18 protein-coding genes are annotated in these 19,866 nt (G+C 68.2%); 7 read left to right on the forward strand and 11 right to left on the reverse strand.

Annotated features, from left to right (window positions below):
• Positions 1–9: 9 nt before the first annotated feature.
• Genes NQ034_RS06650 through NQ034_RS06665 form a run of 4 tightly spaced genes read right to left on the reverse strand, consistent with a single transcriptional unit; the run spans position 10 to position 4,239 of the window.
• Entirely contained in the window at positions 10–1,257 is a 1,248-nt protein-coding gene (locus NQ034_RS06650; RefSeq protein WP_257047806.1) for a CoA transferase, read from the reverse strand.
• A 3-nt stretch (positions 1,258–1,260) separates the two neighbouring features.
• Entirely contained in the window at positions 1,261–2,481 is a 1,221-nt protein-coding gene (locus NQ034_RS06655; protein ID WP_257047807.1) for an acetyl-CoA C-acetyltransferase, read from the reverse strand.
• 14 nt (positions 2,482–2,495) lie between these two features.
• Positions 2,496–3,287 carry a CoA-transferase subunit beta gene (locus NQ034_RS06660; RefSeq protein ID WP_257047808.1) on the reverse strand — a complete coding sequence of 264 codons (792 nt, stop codon included), beginning with the start codon at positions 3,285–3,287 and terminating at the stop codon, positions 2,496–2,498.
• Position 3,288: 1 nt separating this feature from the next.
• Positions 3,289–4,239 carry a CoA transferase subunit A gene (locus tag NQ034_RS06665; protein ID WP_257047809.1) on the reverse strand — a complete coding sequence of 317 codons (951 nt, stop codon included), beginning with the start codon at positions 4,237–4,239 and terminating at the stop codon, positions 3,289–3,291.
• Between the two features lie 109 nt (positions 4,240–4,348).
• On the opposite strand from NQ034_RS06665, the gene NQ034_RS06670 reads away from it, so the two are divergent.
• On the forward strand, positions 4,349–5,248 hold the full coding sequence (locus NQ034_RS06670) for a LysR substrate-binding domain-containing protein (RefSeq protein WP_257047810.1): 900 nt from the start codon (positions 4,349–4,351) through the stop codon (positions 5,246–5,248).
• A 50-nt stretch (positions 5,249–5,298) separates the two neighbouring features.
• Here the strand turns inward: NQ034_RS06670 and NQ034_RS06675 are convergent, their stop codons facing one another.
• Positions 5,299–6,666, reverse strand: coding sequence for an MFS transporter (locus NQ034_RS06675; RefSeq protein ID WP_257047811.1), 1,368 nt, complete (start codon positions 6,664–6,666; stop codon positions 5,299–5,301).
• A gap of 283 nt (positions 6,667–6,949) precedes the next feature.
• Between NQ034_RS06675 and NQ034_RS06680 the strand changes: the two genes are divergently transcribed.
• From NQ034_RS06680 to cls, 3 genes are all read left to right on the forward strand, one after another.
• Positions 6,950–8,128 (forward strand): acyl-CoA dehydrogenase family protein, encoded by a 1,179-nt coding sequence (locus NQ034_RS06680; RefSeq protein ID WP_257047812.1) that lies wholly within the window; start codon positions 6,950–6,952, stop codon positions 8,126–8,128.
• Positions 8,129–8,183: 55 nt separating this feature from the next.
• Entirely contained in the window at positions 8,184–8,963 is a 780-nt protein-coding gene (fabG, locus tag NQ034_RS06685) for a 3-oxoacyl-ACP reductase FabG (protein WP_257047813.1), read from the forward strand.
• 71 nt (positions 8,964–9,034) lie between these two features.
• Positions 9,035–10,522: a cardiolipin synthase gene (gene cls, locus NQ034_RS06690; RefSeq protein WP_257047814.1), complete on the forward strand. Its 1,488-nt coding sequence runs from the start codon at positions 9,035–9,037 to the stop codon at positions 10,520–10,522.
• Between the two features lie 16 nt (positions 10,523–10,538).
• Here cls and NQ034_RS06695 read toward each other — a convergent pair whose 3' ends face one another.
• The 4 genes from NQ034_RS06695 to NQ034_RS06710 form a co-directional block, all read right to left on the reverse strand.
• Positions 10,539–11,738: a YihY/virulence factor BrkB family protein gene (locus tag NQ034_RS06695; RefSeq protein WP_257047815.1), complete on the reverse strand. Its 1,200-nt coding sequence runs from the start codon at positions 11,736–11,738 to the stop codon at positions 10,539–10,541.
• Between the two features lie 151 nt (positions 11,739–11,889).
• Positions 11,890–12,837 carry an electron transfer flavoprotein subunit alpha/FixB family protein gene (locus tag NQ034_RS06700; RefSeq protein ID WP_257047816.1) on the reverse strand — a complete coding sequence of 316 codons (948 nt, stop codon included), beginning with the start codon at positions 12,835–12,837 and terminating at the stop codon, positions 11,890–11,892.
• Positions 12,838–12,863: 26 nt separating this feature from the next.
• Positions 12,864–13,655, reverse strand: coding sequence for an electron transfer flavoprotein subunit beta/FixA family protein (locus NQ034_RS06705; RefSeq protein ID WP_257047817.1), 792 nt, complete (start codon positions 13,653–13,655; stop codon positions 12,864–12,866).
• A gap of 149 nt (positions 13,656–13,804) precedes the next feature.
• A complete protein-coding gene (locus NQ034_RS06710; protein ID WP_257047818.1) occupies positions 13,805–15,052 on the reverse strand; it encodes an acetyl-CoA C-acetyltransferase in 1,248 nt (415 codons plus the stop codon).
• A 195-nt stretch (positions 15,053–15,247) separates the two neighbouring features.
• On the opposite strand from NQ034_RS06710, the gene NQ034_RS06715 reads away from it, so the two are divergent.
• Positions 15,248–16,423 carry a CaiB/BaiF CoA transferase family protein gene (locus tag NQ034_RS06715; RefSeq protein ID WP_257047820.1) on the forward strand — a complete coding sequence of 392 codons (1,176 nt, stop codon included), beginning with the start codon at positions 15,248–15,250 and terminating at the stop codon, positions 16,421–16,423.
• 7 nt (positions 16,424–16,430) lie between these two features.
• Here NQ034_RS06715 and NQ034_RS06720 read toward each other — a convergent pair whose 3' ends face one another.
• Positions 16,431–17,186, reverse strand: a complete 756-nt coding sequence (locus NQ034_RS06720) for an SDR family oxidoreductase (RefSeq protein ID WP_257047822.1) — start codon at positions 17,184–17,186, stop codon at positions 16,431–16,433.
• A 72-nt stretch (positions 17,187–17,258) separates the two neighbouring features.
• The gene (locus tag NQ034_RS06725) at positions 17,259–17,993 is read right to left on the reverse strand and encodes a hypothetical protein (protein ID WP_257047823.1); all 735 of its coding nucleotides are present in this window, start codon (positions 17,991–17,993) and stop codon (positions 17,259–17,261) included.
• 25 nt (positions 17,994–18,018) lie between these two features.
• On the opposite strand from NQ034_RS06725, the gene NQ034_RS06730 reads away from it, so the two are divergent.
• Both NQ034_RS06730 and pheA read left to right on the forward strand, forming a co-directional pair.
• Complete coding sequence (locus NQ034_RS06730; RefSeq protein ID WP_257047824.1) at positions 18,019–18,903, forward strand: DUF5926 family protein; 885 nt, start codon at positions 18,019–18,021, stop codon at positions 18,901–18,903.
• Complete coding sequence (pheA, locus tag NQ034_RS06735; protein WP_257047825.1) at positions 18,903–19,862, forward strand: prephenate dehydratase; 960 nt, start codon at positions 18,903–18,905, stop codon at positions 19,860–19,862. The genes NQ034_RS06730 and pheA overlap by 1 nt, the downstream gene beginning before the upstream one ends.
• The last annotated feature ends 4 nt before the right edge of the window (positions 19,863–19,866 follow it).

The following is a 19,866-nucleotide window of genomic DNA, read 5'->3' on the forward strand; positions in this document are numbered from 1 at the left end:
ATCCCTTCTTCAGATGATCCCGCGGTCGCGCAGACCGGCGATCTCCTTGTCGTTCATGCCCAAATCCTCGGCCAGTACGCGCTGGGTGTCGGCGCCGAAGACTACGGGCCGGTCCGCCCGCGGCGCGTATCCGTCGACCCGGATGGCCGAGGTCCCGACCACCAGATCGCCGAGTGGGCCCCCAGCGGTCCGGTACAGTCCGGCGGCGGGCGCGGTGCCGACAGCCGCCGCCACCTGGGTCGGGGTGCGGTAGGCCGCTGCCAGGCCGCCGGCGGCGCGCAGGGCCGCGAGCGCCTCGTCAGTGGTGTGGGCTGCGAACCAGCCGGCGACCACTGCGACGATGAGCTCGCGCTGGGTGTAGCGCACGCCCTCGTCGGCGAAGTCCACGTCCAGGCTCTGCGCCAGGGCGGCGAACACCTCTTCGGTGCCCGTCACCTTCTGCAGTGCGGCCCACTGGCGCTTGGTGATGCCCACGACGATGATCCTGCCGTCGCGGGTGGCGAAATCCTGACCGAAGGTGCCGTAGACGTGGTTGCCCACCTTGGGGCGGCCGCCGGCTGCCCGCAGCGTCTCGGAGTACCAGCCCAGGTCGGCCACCGAGGTGCGGGCCACGTCCTCCAGCGAGATCTCCTCGAACACGCCGCGGCCCGTGGTGGCCCGCTGCAGCAGTCCGGTGACCACGGCGGTCGCGGCCATCTGCCCGCACAGCAGGTCCCAGGCCGGCAGGGCGTGGCTGGTGGGGCGGGGGTCCGCGGCCGGTCCCGTGATGGTGGGGATACCGGATTCCGCGTTGACCGTGTAGTCCACCGCGGGTCCGCCGTCGGTGGAACCCAACACCTTGACGTGGATCAGATCGGGTCGGTTCGCGCGCAGCACCGCATCGTCGAGGAAGGCGCGGCCCACGCTGTTCTCCACGAACACGCCGCGACCGTCGCCGGGGGCGGTGATGAGTGCCTGCGCCAATTCCTTGCCACGGGGGTCGCGCATATTGAGCGCGACCGATTCCTTGGCCCGGTTGGCCGTGTGCCAGAACAGGGAGTCCCCGCTATCGGCCAGCGGCCAGCGGCCGAAGTCGGGCCCACCGCCGAGTGGATCGATCCGGATCACCCTGGCGCCCAGCTTGGCCAGGTGCAGGCAGGCGGTGGGGGCGGCCACGAAGGAGGCGTTCTCCACGATGGTGGTCCCGGCCAGGGGCAGGGTCCCCTCCGGCGGCGTCCCGGCCGCGGTCCGGCCTTTCGGTGTCTGCGCTTCGCCCATGGTTCAGGCCTCCAGCCGCTCGAAGACCGCGGCGATGCCCTGGCCGCCGCCGATGCACATGGTCTCCAGGCCGTAGCGGGACCCGCGTCGGTCCATCTCGTGGAGCAGGGTCGCCAGGATCCGGCCGCCCGTGGCGCCCACGGGGTGGCCCAGGGAGATGCCGGAACCGTTGACGTTGAGGCGCTCGGCCATATCGGCCTCGCTCAGTTCCCATTCCCTGGTGCAGGCCAGCACCTGTGCGGCGAAGGCCTCGTTGAGTTCGATCAGGTCGATATCGCCCAGGCTCAGACCCGCGCGCTCCAGGGCGGCAGCGGTCGCCGGGACCGGTCCGATTCCCATGGTGCGCGGTGGCACGCCGGCCACGCCGAAGCCCACGACCTTGGCATAGGCCTTCAACCCCAGGGCCTCGGCACGGTCCCTGGTCGTCACGATGCAGGCCGAGGCGCCGTCGTTCTGGCCCGAGGCGTTGCCGGCGGTCACGGTGGCCTCCGGGTCGACCCCGCGCCGCAGCGGCTTCAGACGGGCGAGCTTCTCCTCGGTGGAGTCGGGGCGGATGTGCTCGTCGAGGACGACCCGCTGTTCCGGCTGTTTGCGGGTGGCCGGCAGGATGATAGGCACCATCTCATCGGCGAACCGACCCGCTGCGGTGGCGGCTGCGGCCTTGCGGTGGGAGGCGGCAGCGTAGCGGTCCTGTTCCTCGCGGTCGATCGAGTATTCGACGCGCAGGTTCTCGGCGGTTTCGATCATCCCGCCGGGCACCGGGTAGTCGGCGCCGCCCGCGGTCAGGCGTCCGCGCACCAGGCTGTCCTTCATCGTGACATTGCCCTGGCGGATGCCCCAGCGCATCTCCTCGTTGAAGAAGGGCGCGCGGCTCATGGATTCGGCTCCGCCGGCGATGACGACCTCGGCGAAGCCCGCATTGATCATCGCGTAGGCGTCGGCGACCGCCTGCAGGCCGGAACCGCAGCGGCGGTCCACCTGCCGGCCGGGGACCGTCACCGGCATGCCCGCGTCAAGGGCGACCACGCGGCCCAGGGCCGGGGCCTCCATCTGCGGATAGCAGTGGCCGAAGATCACATCGTCGACGACGGCAGGCGGCAGGCCGGTGCGCTCCAGCAGACCGGTGAGGACCTGCCGGCCGAGTTCTTGGACGGGGACGTCCTTGAACTGTCCGCCGAAGGCTCCGACGGGGGAGCGCAGGGGTTCGCAGATGACGATTTCCATGGACGCTGTTCCTTTCAGCGCAGGTAGAGGCGCACGGTGTCGATTTCGTCGCGCAGCAGGTGGACCTCGTGCGCGGTGGGCTCCTGGGTCCGGCTCAGGTTCTCGGCGACCCGCAGGTCCCAGCCGGTCTGGGCCAGGACCTCGTCGACGCTCACGCCGGGGTGGACGTGGGTGAGTTCGAGTTCCGCCATCCGGTCCGGCCGTTGCAGGATCCCCAGCGGGGTGATGACGGTGCTGACCCCGTAGCCCACCGGCGGGATGCCGTCGGGGTCCGCGGCCGCCGCCACCGGTGAGGGCGAGGTGACGAAGTCCAGCTGCGCGGGCAGGGCGGCCGGGTCGTGGCGGCGCATGATGACGAAGACCTCGCCGGCGTTGGCCATGATGTCGGCCGCCCCGCCGGAGCCGGGCAGGCGGACCGTCGGTTTGTCCCAGGAGCCGATGAAGGAGGTGTTCAACGAGCCGTGCCGGTCGATCTGGGCCGCGCCCAGGAAGCCCACGTCCACATTGCCGCCCTGCAGCACATAGCCGAACAGGCCCTGCATGCTCAGCACGGCCTCGGCGCCGGAAACGACCACGGAGTCCGCGATGCCCTCGGCCATGGCCTCCGGATGGGCACCGGATACACCGGATTCGTAGATCAGCTCGACATCGGGGTTGACGGTCCGGGCGGCCAGATCGACGGCCAGGGTGGGCAGTCCCACCCCGGCGAAGACGGTGTTGCGTCCGCGCAGCATCTTCGCCGCGGCGCAGACGATGAGTTCGGTCTGCGAGTAGTCGGCGGCCGGGGTGGTTTCGGGGGCGGTCATCTCAGGCGTCCTTTCGCTTCGAGGGTGCGGCGGTCATCCGGCGGCCGTAGTCGACGCTGCCCGAGGGGCGCGGCGCCATTCGCAGCCCGGCCAGGCGCTCGGCGCCGATCGCCGCCAGGTACTCCGCGTGGTCGCCGGTGCCGCGGACGTACCGGTCCAACCAGGCGTGCAGGGCCTCCGGGTCCTTGGAGATCGGAGTCCATTCGCGGTAGAAGGCGTTGTCGCGGTCATAGGAGCCCTGCACATACGAGGGGTGGGCGCCGGTGGGCACTTCGCATACGGCATCGACGGCGTGCGCGGGGATCAGCGTGCGGTTGGGGTCGGCGCGGATCACCTCGTCGTCGACGACCTCTTCGACGGTGACGATCGTCTTCCGGCCGGCGTAGGCGGCCTCCTGTTGGGCGCCGGTGATGCCCCAGATCTGGGCATTGCCGCGGCGGTCGGCACGCTGGGCGTGGATGATGGTGACGTCCGGGTTCAGGGGCGGCACGACGTAGGCGCGGCCGCCGGAGTACGGATCGGGCACCGAGCGGATCTCCGGGTTGATCTTCGGGATGTCCGAGCCGGTGAAGGAGCGGATCGGCACGAAGGGCAGGCCCGCGGCCCCGGCGTGGTAGCGCAGCACCATCGCGTGGTGGGAGTATTCGGATACCGGCAGCGGGGCCGGGTCGTGGTGTTCGATCCGGCGGCGCAGTTCGTACAGGCTGCCGGCCGAACCGGAGGCGAAGAACGAGCAGACCATCGAGGAGACCGCGCCCGCTGCGACCAGCATGTCGCTGAGCAGGTCGGGGGTCATCCGGCACAGTTCGAGGTCGGTGATGCCCTGGCGGATGATCTCGTGGCCGGCGGCGAAGGGGATCAGATGGCTGAACCCCTCGAGCGCGATGCTGGACCCCGGTTGGACATGGGTGCGGATGGCCGTAGTCAGATCGACTACTTTGTCGTCATGCATGGGTTTCCCTCGGATCGATTTTCAAGACCTCGTCGTCTTGGTACAGATTAAACCTATTTTTGGAAGTAAACAAAGGGGAATTCATTCCTAATATGCAATAATATGTGTCATGGAAGTTCAACAGGCCCGTGCCTTCCTGACTGTTGCCCAGGAACTGCACTTCGGCCGCGCCGCCGAACGACTGGGTATGGCGCAGCCCCTGCTATCGCGGACCATCCGGGCATTGGAGGAGGATCTGGGCTGCTCTCTGTTCGCCCGGACCACCCGCAGTGTCGCGCTGACCTCCACCGGATACGCTCTGCTGGACCCGGCCCGGCGCCTGCTGGACGATGAGCGGGAGGCCAGGGAGGTAGTGCGCAGGGCCACCAGCGGTCAGGCCGGGTTCGTCCGGTTCGGCTTCTCAAATGTCTCCTCGAAGTCCCTGGCCGCCCGCCTGGTGGCCCAGGTGCGGCTGCGGTATCCGGGGATCGAGTTCGAACTGCACTCCACGGTCTTCGCCGAGGAGGGGGTGGCCGAACTGATCTCCGGGGGGCTGGACCTGGCGCTGGTGCGCTGGGCCGCACAGCCGCCCGGCGTCTCCGGGCGCCCCGTGCTCGTCGAACACCCGGCGGTGGCCCTGCCCACCGGGCACAGGCTGGCGGGGCGGAAGAGTCTGCGCATCGCCGAGCTGGCCGATGAGGACTTCGTGATGCTCCCGGCCCATCCGAACTCGAGCCTGCGCGAAACCGCCCTGCGGCTGTGCCTGAAAGCCGGGTTCTCCCCGCACGTGGTGCAGGAGGCACCTGATTCCCAGACCGTCACCGCACTGGTCTCGGCGGGATTGGGGGTGACGATCACCTCGGATTCGGTGGTGACCGGCAGCCGTGAACCGGATATGGTCACGGTGCCCATCGACGATGAGTCCGAGGCGAATCTGCTCTACCTGGCGCATCCGCGCGAGCGGGTCGAGCCCGCCTTGGCCACGGTGCTCGACGTGGCCGCCGAGGTCCTGCCCACCCTGGCCCGGTAGACCGCTCCGCCCCGGCTCGATGGGGCCGGGGCGGGCAATTCGGGGAGGGGTCAGGAGGCCTGCAGCTCGGCCTCGTCGGCCAGCTCGGCCTTCGAGGACTCGGCTGCGTTCCAGCCGGTCAGGCGCAACAGGATGATCGTGCAGATCAGCGATACCAGCGCGTAGACGGCGGAGAGCACTGCCACCGGCACAATGCTGCCGGTGGAGGTGAAGAGCCACTGGGCGATCGCCGGGGTGCCGCCGCCGATCGTCATCGAGCACAGCTGGTAGGACAGCGAGATGGCCGAATAGCGCACCCGGGTGGGGAAGGCGCGGGCCACGATTCCGCCGATTGCCGCATAGAACAGCGAATGGGGGATCGTCGCCAGGCACATGCCCAGCAGGGCCAGTCCGAACTTGCCGGTCTCGATCGCGAAGAACATCAGCGGCATGAGGATGAATTCGGGGACGACCATCCAGAAGATCGCCTTGCGCATGTCCTTGACCCGGCTGACGATCACGGCGCCGAAGGGCTGGACCATGAACTGCACGATCAGGCCCAGGGTGACCACTCCGAGGAACGTCGACTTGTCGAAGGCCCAGCTGTGCGCGCTGCTCGTCGCCCAGGAGGTGGCGAAGGTGGTCTTGAGGTAGGTGACCTGGACCAGCGGCATGGCGCCGGCGCCCAGCAGAACCAGCACCCAGTGCTTGCGGATGACTTCGAACAGGGGGATCTTGACGGTATCGTCCTGTTCCTTGACCGCCTGCATGGTCTCCGACTCCTCCAGCTTGAGTCGGATCACCAGGCCCACGATGACCAGCACCACGGATGCCAGGAAGGCGTAGCGCCAGCCCATCATGACGAATTGCGGGGTGGGCAGGAAGGCCAGGAAGAAGAACACCGCCGAGGACAGCAGATTACCCGCCGGTGAGCCCTGCTGGGCGAATGCCGAGTACAGGATTCCCTTGCCCTTGGGCGCGTTCTCGCTGGCGATGAGGACGGCGCCGCCCCATTCGCCTCCCACTGCCACGCCCTGGATGACCCGCAGGCAGGTCAGCAGGATCGGGGCCAGGATGCCGATCTGCGCATAGCCGGGCAGTAGACCGACCACCGTCGAGGAGATGCCCATGATCATCAGGGTGACGATCAGTGTGGCCTTGCGGCCGTACTTGTCCCCGAAGTGCCCGAAGATGATCCCGCCCAGGGGGCGGGAGATGAAACCGGCCCACAGCGTGACGAAGGACAACAGGGTGCCGACGCCGTCGGGCAGGGAGTCGGGGAAGAAGAGCTTGCCGAACACCAGCGCGGAGGCGGTGCCGTAGATGTAGAAGTCGTACCATTCGATGGTAGTGCCGATGAAGGCCGCGATACCTGCGCGTCTGGCCTTCTTGGCCTGGTCGTTCTCCGGTATCGCCGGAGTTGATGGAGCCGTTGCCATGGAATCCTCTTTTCGGGCGGCAGTGCCCTTAATGCTTCATTGCGCGATTGCGTGGGGCGGTTCGTGACTGGCGCAACGTTAGGGGCGTCGTGTGGCGGGGGCAAATAACCACGATGACTGGTCGATAACCTGCTGTTATGACCTCGGAACGCACTGGTCGTACGATCGCAATCACGGTATGCTTACCGATAAAGCATAAATCACATCGCCACTTATGCGAACTGCACATGAAACGGTGGTGAGTCGAACCAGGGCCAACGACGGTCCAGGAGAGGGAGCCCAGATGGATGCAACAGAACTCGACGACGTCCTGGCCACGGTCCGCGCCTTCGTCCGTGAGAAGATCGTGCCACTGGAATTGCAGATCGAAGAAGACGATGCGTTCCCACAGGAGATCATCGACGAATCCGCCGAACTCGGCCTGTTCGGTTGGGCCCTGCCGGAGGAATACGGCGGCCTGGGGATGAACGCGGTCCAGGACGCGCAGCTGGCCTTCGAACTGGGCTACACGACGCCCTCCTTCCGCTCCCTGTTCGGCACCAACAACGGCATCGCAGGGCAGGTGCTGGTCAACTACGGCACCCCGGAACAGAAGGAGCAGTGGCTGCCCCGGCTGGCCTCGGGCGAGGTCGTGGCCAGCTTCGCGCTGACCGAACCGGAAGCCGGCTCCGACCCCTCGGGCCTGCGCACCGCCGCCGTTAAGCGCACCGCCACAGACGGCGGTTCCGAATACGTCATCAACGGTTCCAAGCGCTTCATCACGAACGCGGAATCCTCCGATGTGCTCATGGTCTTCGCCCGCACCGATCCGAACGCGGCCGGGTCCAAGGGCATTTCCGTGTTCCTCGTGCCCACCAAGACCCCCGGCGTGACTGTGGGCCCGCACGATCACAAGATGGGCCAGGCCGGAGCCTGGACCTCGGAGATCTTCTTCGACGACGTCGTCGTGCCGGAGGCCAATCTGATCGGCGGGGAAGAGGAGAAGGGCTTCTACGCGGCCATGGCCTCGCTGAACAAGGGCCGTTTGCACATCGGCGCGATCTGCGTGGGCCAGGCCCAGCGGATCCTCGACGAGACCGTCACCTACGCCCAGGACGCCAAGCAGGGCGGCAAGTCGATCGCCCGCTTCGAACTGGTCCAGGGGATGCTGGCCGATATGTACACCGACACCGCGGCCGCCCGTGCCCTGGTGCTCGCCGCAGCCCAACGCTGGGACGAGGAGACGGACCGCAAACTGGGCCCGTCCTCGGCCAAGCTGTTCGCCTCCGAGGCCCTGGGCCGAGTGGCGGATGCCGGCGTGCAGGTCCACGGCGGGATGGGCTATATGCGCGAGACCACGGTCGAGCGCTTCTACCGCCACGCCCGCCTGTTCCGCATCTACGAGGGCACCTCGGAGGTCCAGCGCACGGTGATCGCCCGGCAGCTGGGCAAGGGCGCGCACAAGCCCGTGCTCGGACTCTGACTCACCGAACCCCTGTGACACCCACCCCACGAACGAACCATTTGGAGGAGACAATATGAGCGCACCCATCGGAATCAAGGACCTGCTGGGCGGCAAGGTCGCCGTCATCACCGGCGGCGCACAGGGCCTGGGCCTGGCGATCGCCAAGACCCTGGTGAACTCCGGGGCCAAGGTGGTCCTCGGCGATATGAACGCCGAGGGCGTGGCGGCCGCCGCCACCGAACTGGGCGGGGACTCCGTCGCGGTCGGCGCGGTGTGCAATGTGGTCGACCTGGCCGCCGTGCAGGCCCTGGCCGACACCGCGCAGGAGGCCTTCGGCGGCATCGACATCTGGATCAACAACGCAGGCATCACCCGCGACGCCACGATCCGCAAGATGACCGAGGAGCAGTTCGACCAGGTCATCTCCGTGCACCTGCGCGGCACCTGGAACGGCCTCAAGGTCGCCACCGGCATCATGCGCGCCCAGGTCGACGCGGGCACCCACACCGGCGGAGCGATCGTCAACCTCAGCTCGATCTCCGGCAAGGTCGGTAATCTGGGCCAGTCGAACTACTCGGCCGCCAAGGCCGGCATCGTCGGCATGACCAAGGCCGTGGCCAAGGAAGTCGCGTTCAAGAACGTGCGCGTCAACGCGATCCAGCCCGGCTTCATCAACACCGCGATGACCGCCGCGATGCCAGAACATGTGATCGAGAAGAAGCTCGCGGAGATCCCGATGGGCCGCCCCGGCGAACCCGAAGAGGTCGCCTCGGTCGTGCTGTTCCTGGTCAGTGATCTGGCCAGCTACCTGACCGGTTCGGTCACGGAGATCACCGGCGGCCGCTACATGTGAGGCGTGTCCCGGCAGACGACCGCCCTGTGCGGCGGCCGTCTGCCGGGGCGACTGCATAGACTGGGTTCAGTATGGACATCTGGACCCTGTTGCCCTTCTCCCCGGAGTGGTCGCCGCTGGTGATCGCGACCCTGGTGCTGCCCGATCTGGTCATCCGCGTTGTGGCCCTGGCCTGGCTGCCCTACCGCCGTAAGCCCAGTGTGGCACTGGGATGGCTGATGGCGATCTTCCTCATCCCCTATATCGGCATTTTGACCTTCCTGTTCATGGGCTCGACCCATCTGCCGCACAAGCGGCGGGATCGGCAGCGCACCATCACCGAACTGACCCGTGCGCAGACCCAGGGCACCGCGATCATCGGCGAGCACGGGCTGCCCGAGCATCTGGCCACCGCCGCACAGCTGAATTACTCGCTGGGCGCCCTGCCGATGACCCACGGCAATGATTTCCGGCTGCTCACGGACAACAACGCGGCGATCGGCCGGATGGCCGAACTGGTCCGCGGGGCCACCGCCTATGTCCACTTCTGCTTCTACATCGTGGCCGAGGACTCGACCAGCGAGCCGTTGATCGACGAGCTGGTCGCCGCCCACCGCCGCGGCGTGCGGGTGCGGATGCTCATCGACCACATCGGCTCGCTGGGCTACCCGGGGTATCGGCGGCTGGTCCGCCGGCTCGACGCCGAGGGCATTCGCTGGCGCAGGGCACTGCCGGTGCGCCCCTGGCTGGGCGAATACCAACGCCCCGATCTGCGCAATCACCGCAAGATCCTGGTCGTCGACGACCGGGTGGCCGTCACCGGCAGTCAGAACATCATCGACCACACCTACAACCTGCGCAGGAACCTGCGGGCGGGCTTCGTGTGGAAGGACCTGATGATCGAGGCCACCGGTCCGGTGGTGGTGGAACTGGACACCGTGTTCGGCTCCGACTGGTATTCGGAGACCGGCGAGATCCTGACCGAGGACCTGCAACTGTCCGTGGTCGGTGGACAGCAGGGCCAGGGGGTGCTCGCCCAGGTGGTGCCCAGCGGGCCGGACTTCCCCCTGGAGAACAACCTGCGGCTGTTCAACCACTTGATCTACAACGCGAACCACCGGATCGTCATCTGCTCGCCCTATTTCGTGCCGGACGAATCGCTGCTGTCGGCACTCATCACCGAGGCCCATTCCGGCACGGACGTGCGCATCTACGTGGGGGAGTCGAGTAATCACGGGATCGTGCAGCGGGCCCAGGAATCCTATTACGAGGAACTGGCCGAGGCCGGCGTGCACATCATGCGCTACCCGGCGCCCACCGTGCTGCACGCGAAGTTCCTGCTGGTCGACGACGAGGTCACAGTGATCGGCTCGTCGAATATGGATCAGCGCTCCTTCGCCCTGTGCCTGGAGGTCTCCACCTTCGTCGTCAGCCACGATTTCACCGCCGAGCTCTACGCCTTCGAAGAGGCCGAGCTGCGCACGCGGTCCACGGAACTGGACCTGGCCCGATGGCGCAGGCGCTCGGTGTGGAAGAAGAGCCTGGAGAACGTGTCACGGTTGGCCAGTTCGCTGTTGTGAGGGGTGCGCCAGGGCCCTAGCGGTCGGGGCGCGGGCGCCGGTCGGCATCCCGGCCCCTGGCCCAGAAGTCGCGGATCCGGACCCGGCCGACCGAGGTGCCCGAACTGGCGCGCAGGGAGGCGCCCATGGTCGAGAACGTCGATTCGCGCTGATTGTGGTTCAGCTGCCGCTTCTGTGCCCGGGTTGAAACCCAGATCCGCGATTCGGCCGGGACCCCGCCCAGCAGCTGTTTGGCGCGCACCAGTTCCGCATCGTAAAGCGCCCCGAAGACCAGGCAGGAATTCGACAGCCAGACCCACATGAGCAGCACCATAATCGCAGCCAGGGACCCATAGGCGGTGGTGAACAGGTGGAATTCCACAATGGACACCAGCAGCCCGACGCTGATGATCAACCAGCCGACCATGGATATCAGGGTGCCGCCGGTGACCGGGATCAGCCGTGACTGGCGGACATTGGAACTGCCGGCGTAGAGCACCGCGATGATGATGAACATGCAGGCCGCGGCACCGGGGAAGCGCAGGATCTGCCAGGTCAGGACCAGTCCGGGCGTGACCCCGGCGCGTGCCAGGAAGTCGCCCTTGGCGATGATGAGGGTGATGACGGCGACCAACAGTGGCAGGATCACCAGGGTCAGGATGAAGCCCTGAGACCGCCGGGTCCAGAAGCCCCGGCCCTCGGTGATGCCGTAGGCCTGGTTGACGAAGGTGCCGAAGGCGGCGACGTATTTGCCCGCCGACCACAGGGACAGGACCAGGCCGACGATGAAGATTACCAGGTCGGCGTGGGAACGGGCCAGGGAGTTCACCGGCTCGGCCAGCCGCATCACCTCGGGGTTGCCGGTCACGCGCACCAGCCAGCTGAGCACATTGGCCACCGATGATTCGCCGCGGCCGAACAGGCTGAAGGTCGAGACGATGACGCCGCCGGTGGGGATGACGGCCAGGAGCAGGTAGAAGGACAGGGTGGCGGAGGAATCGACCCGGCGCTCGTCGATGAAGCGCTGACTGGTCCGGCCCAGGGCGTAGAACCTGGCCAGGGGAGTCAGCCGGGGCCCTGGCGTGGTGAAGTCGCTGATGCGCTGCCTGGTCCGGTCCCTGACCGAGGCGCCGACGGGTCCCGGCAGTGCGGCCTCGGCCCTTGCCTCCATCGCCTCGGCACTCAGCGGAGGGTGCTCGGCATGCGTCAGCAACCGGGCGCTACGTCTCTCCTTCACCACCACAGTCTATGTGCCCTCAACCCGGCGGTGGCTCCACAAATGCACGAGTGGCCCGAAAACTCACGAGTTTTCGAGCCACTCACGTAAGTGTGGAGCCACCGTCAGGCGCGGGCACCCAACTTGCGTGCCCACGCCCAACGTTACAGACTCACTTGCGGGCGTTGACCGCTTCCGTGGCCTGCGGCAGGACGGCGAACAGATCGCCGACCACGCCGAAGTCGGCCAGCTCGAACATCGGCGCGTCCTCGTCCTTGTTCACGGCGACGATGTTCTTCGAAGTCTGCATGCCCGCCCGGTGCTGGATGGCACCGGAGATACCGGCTGCCACGTACAGCTGCGGGGAGACGACCTTGCCGGTCTGCCCTACCTGGTTCGAGTGCGGGTACCAGCCGGCGTCCACCGCGGCGCGCGATGCGCCGACGGCAGCACCCAGTGAGTCCGCGAAGGCCTCGACGGGGGAGAAGTCGCCACCGGTGCCGCGGCCGCCGGAGACGATGATCTGCGCGTCGAGCAGGTTCGGACGGCCCGAGGCCGGCTTCTCCTCGACGTTGACGATCGTCACGGACTTGGCGGCATCGCTGACGGTGATGTCGACCTCTTCGAGCGCGGCGGCGCCGGCGGCCTCGACCGGGGCGACGGCGTTGCCCTTGATGGCCACGACGGGCGTGCCCTTGACGACCTTGCCCTTGACCGTGTAGGAACCGGCGAACACGGACTGGGTGGCGACCAGGTCGGCGCCCAGTTCGACGGCGTCGGTGATGATGCCGGAGCCGGTCTTGACGGCGGCCAGGGCACCCACTTCCTTACCCTCGGCGGTGGAGGGGACCAGGACGGCGGCGGGCTGCCGGGCCTCGATCAGCGCGGCCAGGGCCTCGCCCTTGGGGGAGACGAGGAATTCGTCGAAGGCGGGATCCTGGTTGACCAGGACCTTCGCCGCACCGTACTTGCCCAGTTCGGCGGCTGCGGCGGTGGCGTCGCCGGCGCCCAGGAAGACGGCAACGGGTTCGCCGATGCCTGCGGCGGCGGTGAGCAGCTCGAAAGCGGACTTGGCGACGGCGTCGCCGGAGTGTTCGACCAGAACGAGAACTTCAGACATTGTCATATACCTCTTTCGCTACTTCCTCAGACCAGCTTCTTCGCGGCCAGCCACTCGACCAGCTTGGTGCCGCCATCGCCCTCGTCGGTGATGATCTCACCGGCGGTGCGGGCCGGGCGCTCCGCGACCTCGACAACCTGCGTCGTGGCACCGGCACGGCCGACCTCGGAGGCGGCGACGCCCAGATCGGACAGATCGTATTCCGCGATCTTCTTGCGCTTGGCACCGAGGATGCCCTTGAAGGAGGGGTAGCGCGGTTCATTGGTCTGGTCGGTGACCGAGACCAGGGCCGGCAGCGCCGCCTCGAGGAACTGCGAGGAGGTGTCGCCGTCGCGACGGGCGTTCACGGTGGTCCCGGAGACGGTCACCTGGGAAACCTGGGTGAGTGCGGGCAGGCCGGAGAGTTCGGCGACCAGGGTCGGGACGACGGACATGCCGGCATCGGTCGAGGCGAAGCCGGTGAGGACCAGATCGATGGGGCCCTCGTCCTCGGCGACCTGCTTGAGAGCTGCGGCCAGGACCCGGGCGGTGCCGATCGCGTCCGAGGCGTCGAGCGCATCGTCGTTGACGTGCACGCCCTTGGTGGCGCCCATCTGCAGAGCCTTCTTGACCGCGTCCTTGGCGTCGTCGCCGCCGACGGTCAGTGCGATGACCTCGGCTGACTTGTCGCCGCCGGTGATCTTGAGGGCTTCTTCGACCGCGTACTCGTCCAGCTCGGACAGCAGCCCGTCGACGCTGCGGTCGACGGTGTTATCGGATTCGAAGGTACGGTCGCCGGCTGCGTCCGGGACGTACTTGACAAAAGTGACAATCCTCATGTGGGGTTTTCATCCTTCCTGAGAAACCGTGGCCTGATGGACCGCTCCTGCAAGTGGCGGACGCATCGTGCCCTATCAGCTTATCAATCGTTCAGTGGTTTGTCAGGGCGGCCTTAGCGGCGCGCCCGGCGGGAGGGACCCGCGCGACCCTACAAAGCCACGCGCTCCCAGACGGCGGCCAATCCCTGGCCGCCGCCGATGCACATCGTCTCCAGGCCGAAGCGGGACTCGCGGCGGCGCATCTCATGGGCCAGGGTCGCCAGGATCCTGGCGCCCGTGGCGCCCACGGGATGGCCCAGCGAGATGCCGGAGCCGTTGACGTTGAGACGTGCGAAGTCGTCCTTGCCCAGGTCCCAGGCCCGGGTGACGGCCAGCGCCTGGGCGGCGAAGGCCTCGTTGAGTTCGATCAGGTCCATATCGGCAAGGCTCAGACCCGCACGGGTCAGAGCCTTGTCGCTGGCCGGCACCGGCCCGATGCCCATGATCCGCGGCTCCACCCCTGCCACAGCCCAGCTGACCAGTTTGAGGACGGGGACCAGCCCGAGCTTCTGCGCGTGTGCGCGGGTCGTGACGATCGTGGCCGCGGCCCCGTCGTTCTGGCCCGAGGCATTGCCCGCGGTCACGGTGGCCGCCGGGTCGACGCCTGCGCGCATCGGTTTGAGCTTCGCGAGCTTCTCCAGGGTGGAATCCGCCCGGATGTGCTCATCGCGGGTGATCTGGGCCTCCGGGGTCTTGCGGGTGGCGGGAATGGTCACCGGGACGATCTCGTCGGCGAACTTGCCCTCCTGAGTCGCGGCGGCGGCCCGGCGATGCGATTCGACGGCGAAGGCATCCTGTTCCTCCCTGCCGATGTTGTAGTCCTCGCGCAGGTTCTCCGCCGTCTCGATCATGCCGCCGGCCACGGGGTAGAACTGGCCGCCGGCGGTCTGGCGTCCACGGGCCAGGGAGTCGTGCAGGGTCAGATCGCCGGCCTTGAAGCCCCACCGGGACGTCACATCGTAGATCGGCGCGGAGCTCATCGATTCGGCGCCGCCGGCGATGATGAGGTCAGCCCCACCGGTGGCGATCGCCCCTGCCGCGGTGATGATGGACTGCAGGCCGGAACCACAGCGGCGCTCCAGCTGCATCCCCGGCACCGTGATGGGCAGGCCGGCGTCCAGGGCGATGATGCGGCCCAGGTTGGGGGCCTCGGAGGAGGCGTAGGCCTGGCCGAAGACCACATCGTCGATGGCGTCGGGGGACAGGCCGGAACGTTCGATGACCGCGCGCACCACGGTGGCGCCCAGGGTCTGCGGGGCGATCCCCCTGAACTGTCCGCCAAAGGCGCCGACTCCGGTGCGCAGGGGCTGGCAGACCACGATGTCCTGATCGTGGGCGGGAGTACTGGCTTTCGTCATGGGGCCTCCTGGAACGCGCGTGGACCGGCCGGGGACGGCCGGGGAAAGTGTCGTGTGTCCCATCTTATGCACGGGGCGGCAGTACCCGTGCAGGCGTCCCGGGATCCGGGCCGCGGCCTCGGGCGGATGGCGGGCATGACAAGCTTGGTGACGGGGCCCACTGGGGGCCCGGAGAGCGAAAGAGGACGTAGCGAAGTGAACGAAGCCGTGACCCCGGAACCGGACCGCCTGGCAGGACTGCGGGAACGCGGAGGCACCGGCCCTCTGGCCGGGGTGTTGGTCGCAGATTTCTCCCGGGTGCTGGCCGGGCCCTATGCCACGATGCTGCTGGCCGATATGGGTGCCACCGTGATCAAGGTGGAGGGCCCAGTAGGAGACGAGACCCGTTCCTGGCGCCCTCCGGAACACGAGGGCGTGTCGACCTACTACATGTCGATCAACCGCAACAAACTCGATGTGGTCCTGGACTTCGCCGATCCGGAGGATCTGGCCATGGCCCGGGAGCTGGCCCGGCGGGCCGATGTGGTGGTGGAGAACTTCAAGGTCGGGGGACTGGCCAAGTTCGGCCTGGATTACGATTCGGTGGTCCAGGACAATCCGAACGTCGTTTACGCCTCGCTGACCGGGTTCGGGCCGTCCTTCAAGCGTCCCGGCTACGATCTGCTGATTCAGGGGCTGTCCGGCTATATGAGCCTGAACGGGGAACCGGACGGGGAACCGACCAAGTCCGGCTTCGCGGTGTTCGACGTCATCACCGGACTGCACACGGCCCTGGGCATCGTGACGGCGCTGCGCCACCGCGATCTGACCGGACAGGGCCAGCACGTCGAAACGAATCTGCTGTCCTCGGCGCTGTCGGGCATGGCCAATCAGACGGGGGCCTATGCGGCGGCCGGAGTGGTGCCCACGCGGATGGGCAATGAGCACCCCAGCCTGTACCCCTACGCGCCGTTCCCCACCGGAGCCGGGGAACTCATCCTGGCGGTGGGCAATGATCGGCAGTTCGCCGCACTGTGCTCGGTGCTGGGTTGTGAAGAGCTGCTCGACGATGAGCGTTTCGTCCACAATCCCGGGCGCACCGCCAACCGCGCGAAGCTGCGGCCGGTGTTGGTGGCGGCGCTGGCAGCCCGCAGTGCCGGCGACTGGTACGAGCCGCTGAGCGCGGCTGGTGTGCCGTGCGCGCCGATCAACGATGTGGCCGGCGGGGTCGACTATGCAGCCTCGATCGGCCTGGAACCGCTGGTGGACATCGACGGAATGCGTTCGATCGCCAATCCCATCCGCCTGTCGGAGACTCCGGCGTCATACGACAGCGCCCCGCCGGCGCTCGACGCCGACGGGGACGCTATCCGCTCCTGGTTGCGCGGCTGAACTCGGCTCAGACGCCGCCGGTCAGGGTGACGCCGCCATCCAGGGCCAGGCACTGCCCGGTGATCCAGGACGCCTCGTCGGACAGTAGGAAGGTGACCGCGTTCGCGATGTCCTCCGGCTCGCCCAGGCGCTTGAGCGGGTACTGGGCGGCGACGGTGTCCTCGCCGGACTCCACCAGCTTCTCCGCGAAGCGCGTCTTGACCACGGCCGGGGCCACTGCGTTGACGCGGACCTTGGGGCCCAGCTCGACGGCCAGCTGCTCGGTGATCTGGATCAGCATGGCCTTGGACGAACCGTAGAAGCCGATGCCCGCCGGCGGCTTCAGCCCGGCGACCGATGCGATGTTGACCACGGAGCCACCGCGTTCGGCGAAGGACGCGCGGTAGAGCTTCTGGATCCAGCGCAGGCTGGCGAGGTCGTTGACCTCGAAGATCTTGCGGGCGGCGCGGTCCTCCAACTCGATCATCGGGCCGTAGGCGGGGTTGATTCCGGTGTTGTTGACCAGCAAGTCGACCGGGCCGAAGGCCTCGGTGACCCGGGCGATGACCTCGTCCTGGTGCTCCGGGTCGTCGCCCTTGCCTGCGACCGCCACGACCTTGGAGGGGCCGCCGAGTTCCGCCGCCGCCGCGTCGAGGGCCTCCTGGCCGCGGGCGGTGATGGCCACCCTGGCCCCCTCGTCGACCAGACGGCGGGCGATGGCCAGGCCGATGCCACGGGAGGCGCCCGTGACGATTGCGACCTTGCCGGCGAAGCGTTGCGACATGGTTATCTCCTTTGAAACCTGATTGAACGATTGTTCGGTCAGCTTACAGGGGAGAGTCCGGACGCGTCATCCTCAGACCAGGCTCTGATGCGCCCAGCGGGATTCCGCACCGAAGTCCGGCAACAGCCCCTGCGCCAGCTCGGCGATCGGCTCGGGCACCTGGGCCTCGGCGCCCTCGACCATATAGCCCGCCCGGTGGAAGAACGAGGCGCGAACCGTGGGGATCCGGGTGATGACCTGCGATTTGGTGGGCAGGCCCGCGCTGCTGAGCACCTGCGGGATCAGTCCCAGGGCCACGGTTGCGATGCCCCTGCCGCGGTAGGGCATATGCGTGCCCAGCCCGCGCAGGAACACCGCGGTGCGGGTCTCGTCCCCGTCGAACTGCAGGGCGGAGACCACTGCGGCCGCCAACACCGTGCCCGCTCGGTGGACCACGATCCCCGAATCCTGGGGCAGCAGGGTCAGCCCGTCGGGCCGGTCGGCCGGCTGTGCGGCCTCGGGCAGGGCCTGCCCAGCCGCGTCCTCGGCGTCGCCTGCCCCGGAAGCGCCGTGGGCAGTGTCGATGGGCACATCGCCCCCGGTCGAATCAGCGGCAGGGGAGAAGGCGCCCAGCGCTGGGACGAAGGAGTCGACGCCGGCGGCCTGCGCGGCCTCGGCCAGGGAGGCGTTGAGCAGGGCCTCGACCGCCGGCCGGTGCGGGCCGGCCAACAGCTCGAATTCGACGCCGTCGTCGGCCAGCGCCTGGGCGTAGCGGAGGTGGCGCTTGCGGACGGCTTCCGGGCTGAGCCCTGGGAACATAACAGACATACCCCCAGCCTATAGACTTGAGCGCATGGGTAAGAAGTCCAAGAAATCAACAGCAGACATCATCGCCAAGCGCCTGGCCAAGGCGCAGGCCTCCGCCTTCGTCGCCCGCCCGTTCCAGGGCCTGCCGGGCGAACTCGACATCATCAGCCTGCGCGAACTCGTGCCGGCGGCCACCGCCACGGCCAAGCTGACGGAGGAATACGGCGGTGACGAGGTGACCTTCGCCTCGCTGCTGCCAGGGGCCTGGCAGGCCCTGCACCGTGCCGACGGCGTACTGTTGGCCGGCCTGCAGGTCCCCGTGACCAGCCCCGACCCCTCGCGTGACGTGGCCGCCGGCATCCTGGCGGCCAAGGACGCCGAGCCCGGCACCTTCATCGAGGCCGACGGGCAGCCCGGTGCCGGCCCCCGCCTGCAGGACATCCTGGACACCAGCGTGCCCTTCACCGTGTCCGTGCAGTCGACCTTCGACTACTGGCTGCCGGCCGACGAATCCCAGCAGGACGAGGACGTCAAGGCCGCGCTCGAACAGGCCAATGAGGGCATCGCGCCGACCGAGAAGCTGGCGGGCGCGTCCGGGGCCTACTGGACGGAGATGGCCGGGCGCCGCTACGTCCGCTGGGCCCGGCTGGAAGACGAGGACAGGGTCATGGACGGGCTGGCCCGCCTGCACGCCGCCGGCACCGACACCCTCGGCGGCCTGGGCAAGTACCTGGGCTGCTTCCGCGCCCACGGCATCGCGATCCCCGTCTGGGAGCTCGAGGGAGACGCCCAGCAGCCCGACGACGTCGATGCGGTGCTGCCGGCCTTCGCCGAGTCCCTGTCCGCTGCGATCGCCTCGGACGAACCGCTGAGCGCAGATGAGCGTCGCGCCCGCGCCGGAGTCGTTTCCCGGCAGCTGACGATCCGCTGATGGAGGCCGCAGCGCACCGGCCGCGGCTGGGCTACCTGGGGCCGGAGGCGACCTTCACCGAGGCCGCCCTGCTGCAGGTCCTGGCCGCGGCCGGCATCGAGGATGCGGTGCGGGTCCCGATGCGCTCCCAGCAGGACGCTCTCGAGGCAGTGGCCGCGGGCACTCTGGACGGTGCTGTGGTGCCCATCGAGAACTCCCTGGAGGGCGGGGTGCCCGCCACCCTCGATTCACTGGCCCGGTTCGAGCAGCTGCGCATCACCGCAGAGACCCTGGTCGCCGTGCAATTCGTCATTGCGGCACGGCCCGGGGTGGCACTGGCGGACGTGACGTCGTTCTCGACTCATCCGCACGCCGAGGCCCAGACCCGCTCCTGGATCGCCGCGCACCTGCCGGCCGCGCAGTACCTGCCCGCGACCTCGACCGCGGCGGCGGCCATGGACCTGGGCGCAGACGCCGCAGGCGAACTCGAATATCAGGCCGCCATCTGCCCGGCGCTGGCCGCGCAGTCCTACGGTCTGGAAGTCCTGGGCGAGAACATCGGGGACCGCACCGACACCGTCACCCGATTCGTCTTGGTCCGTCCGGCGGGCCATCTGCCGGCGCCCACTGGCTCGGACAAGACGACGGCGGTCGTGGCCCTAGCCAGCGACCGGGCGGGCGCCCTGTTGGAGATGCTCGAACAGTTCTCGGCCCGCGGGGTGAACCTCTCGCGGATCGAGTCGCGTCCCACCGGCGACGGCCTGGGACTCTACCAGTTCTCGATCGACGCGGCCGGCCACGTGGCCGAACCCCGGATGGCCGAGGCCCTGGGCGGGGTCTACCGGTTCGCCCGGAACGTGCAGTTCCTGGGTTCGTATCCGGCCGCCGACGGGGCCAAGGTCACAGTCGACGCGCGCACCACGGCGCAGGCCTTCGGCGATGCCGCCGCCTGGCTCGGACGGATCCGGGAAGCAGGGTAACCGG

The organism is Brevibacterium moorei, assembly GCF_024580735.1.
Classification (GTDB): domain Bacteria; phylum Actinomycetota; class Actinomycetes; order Actinomycetales; family Brevibacteriaceae; genus Brevibacterium; species Brevibacterium moorei.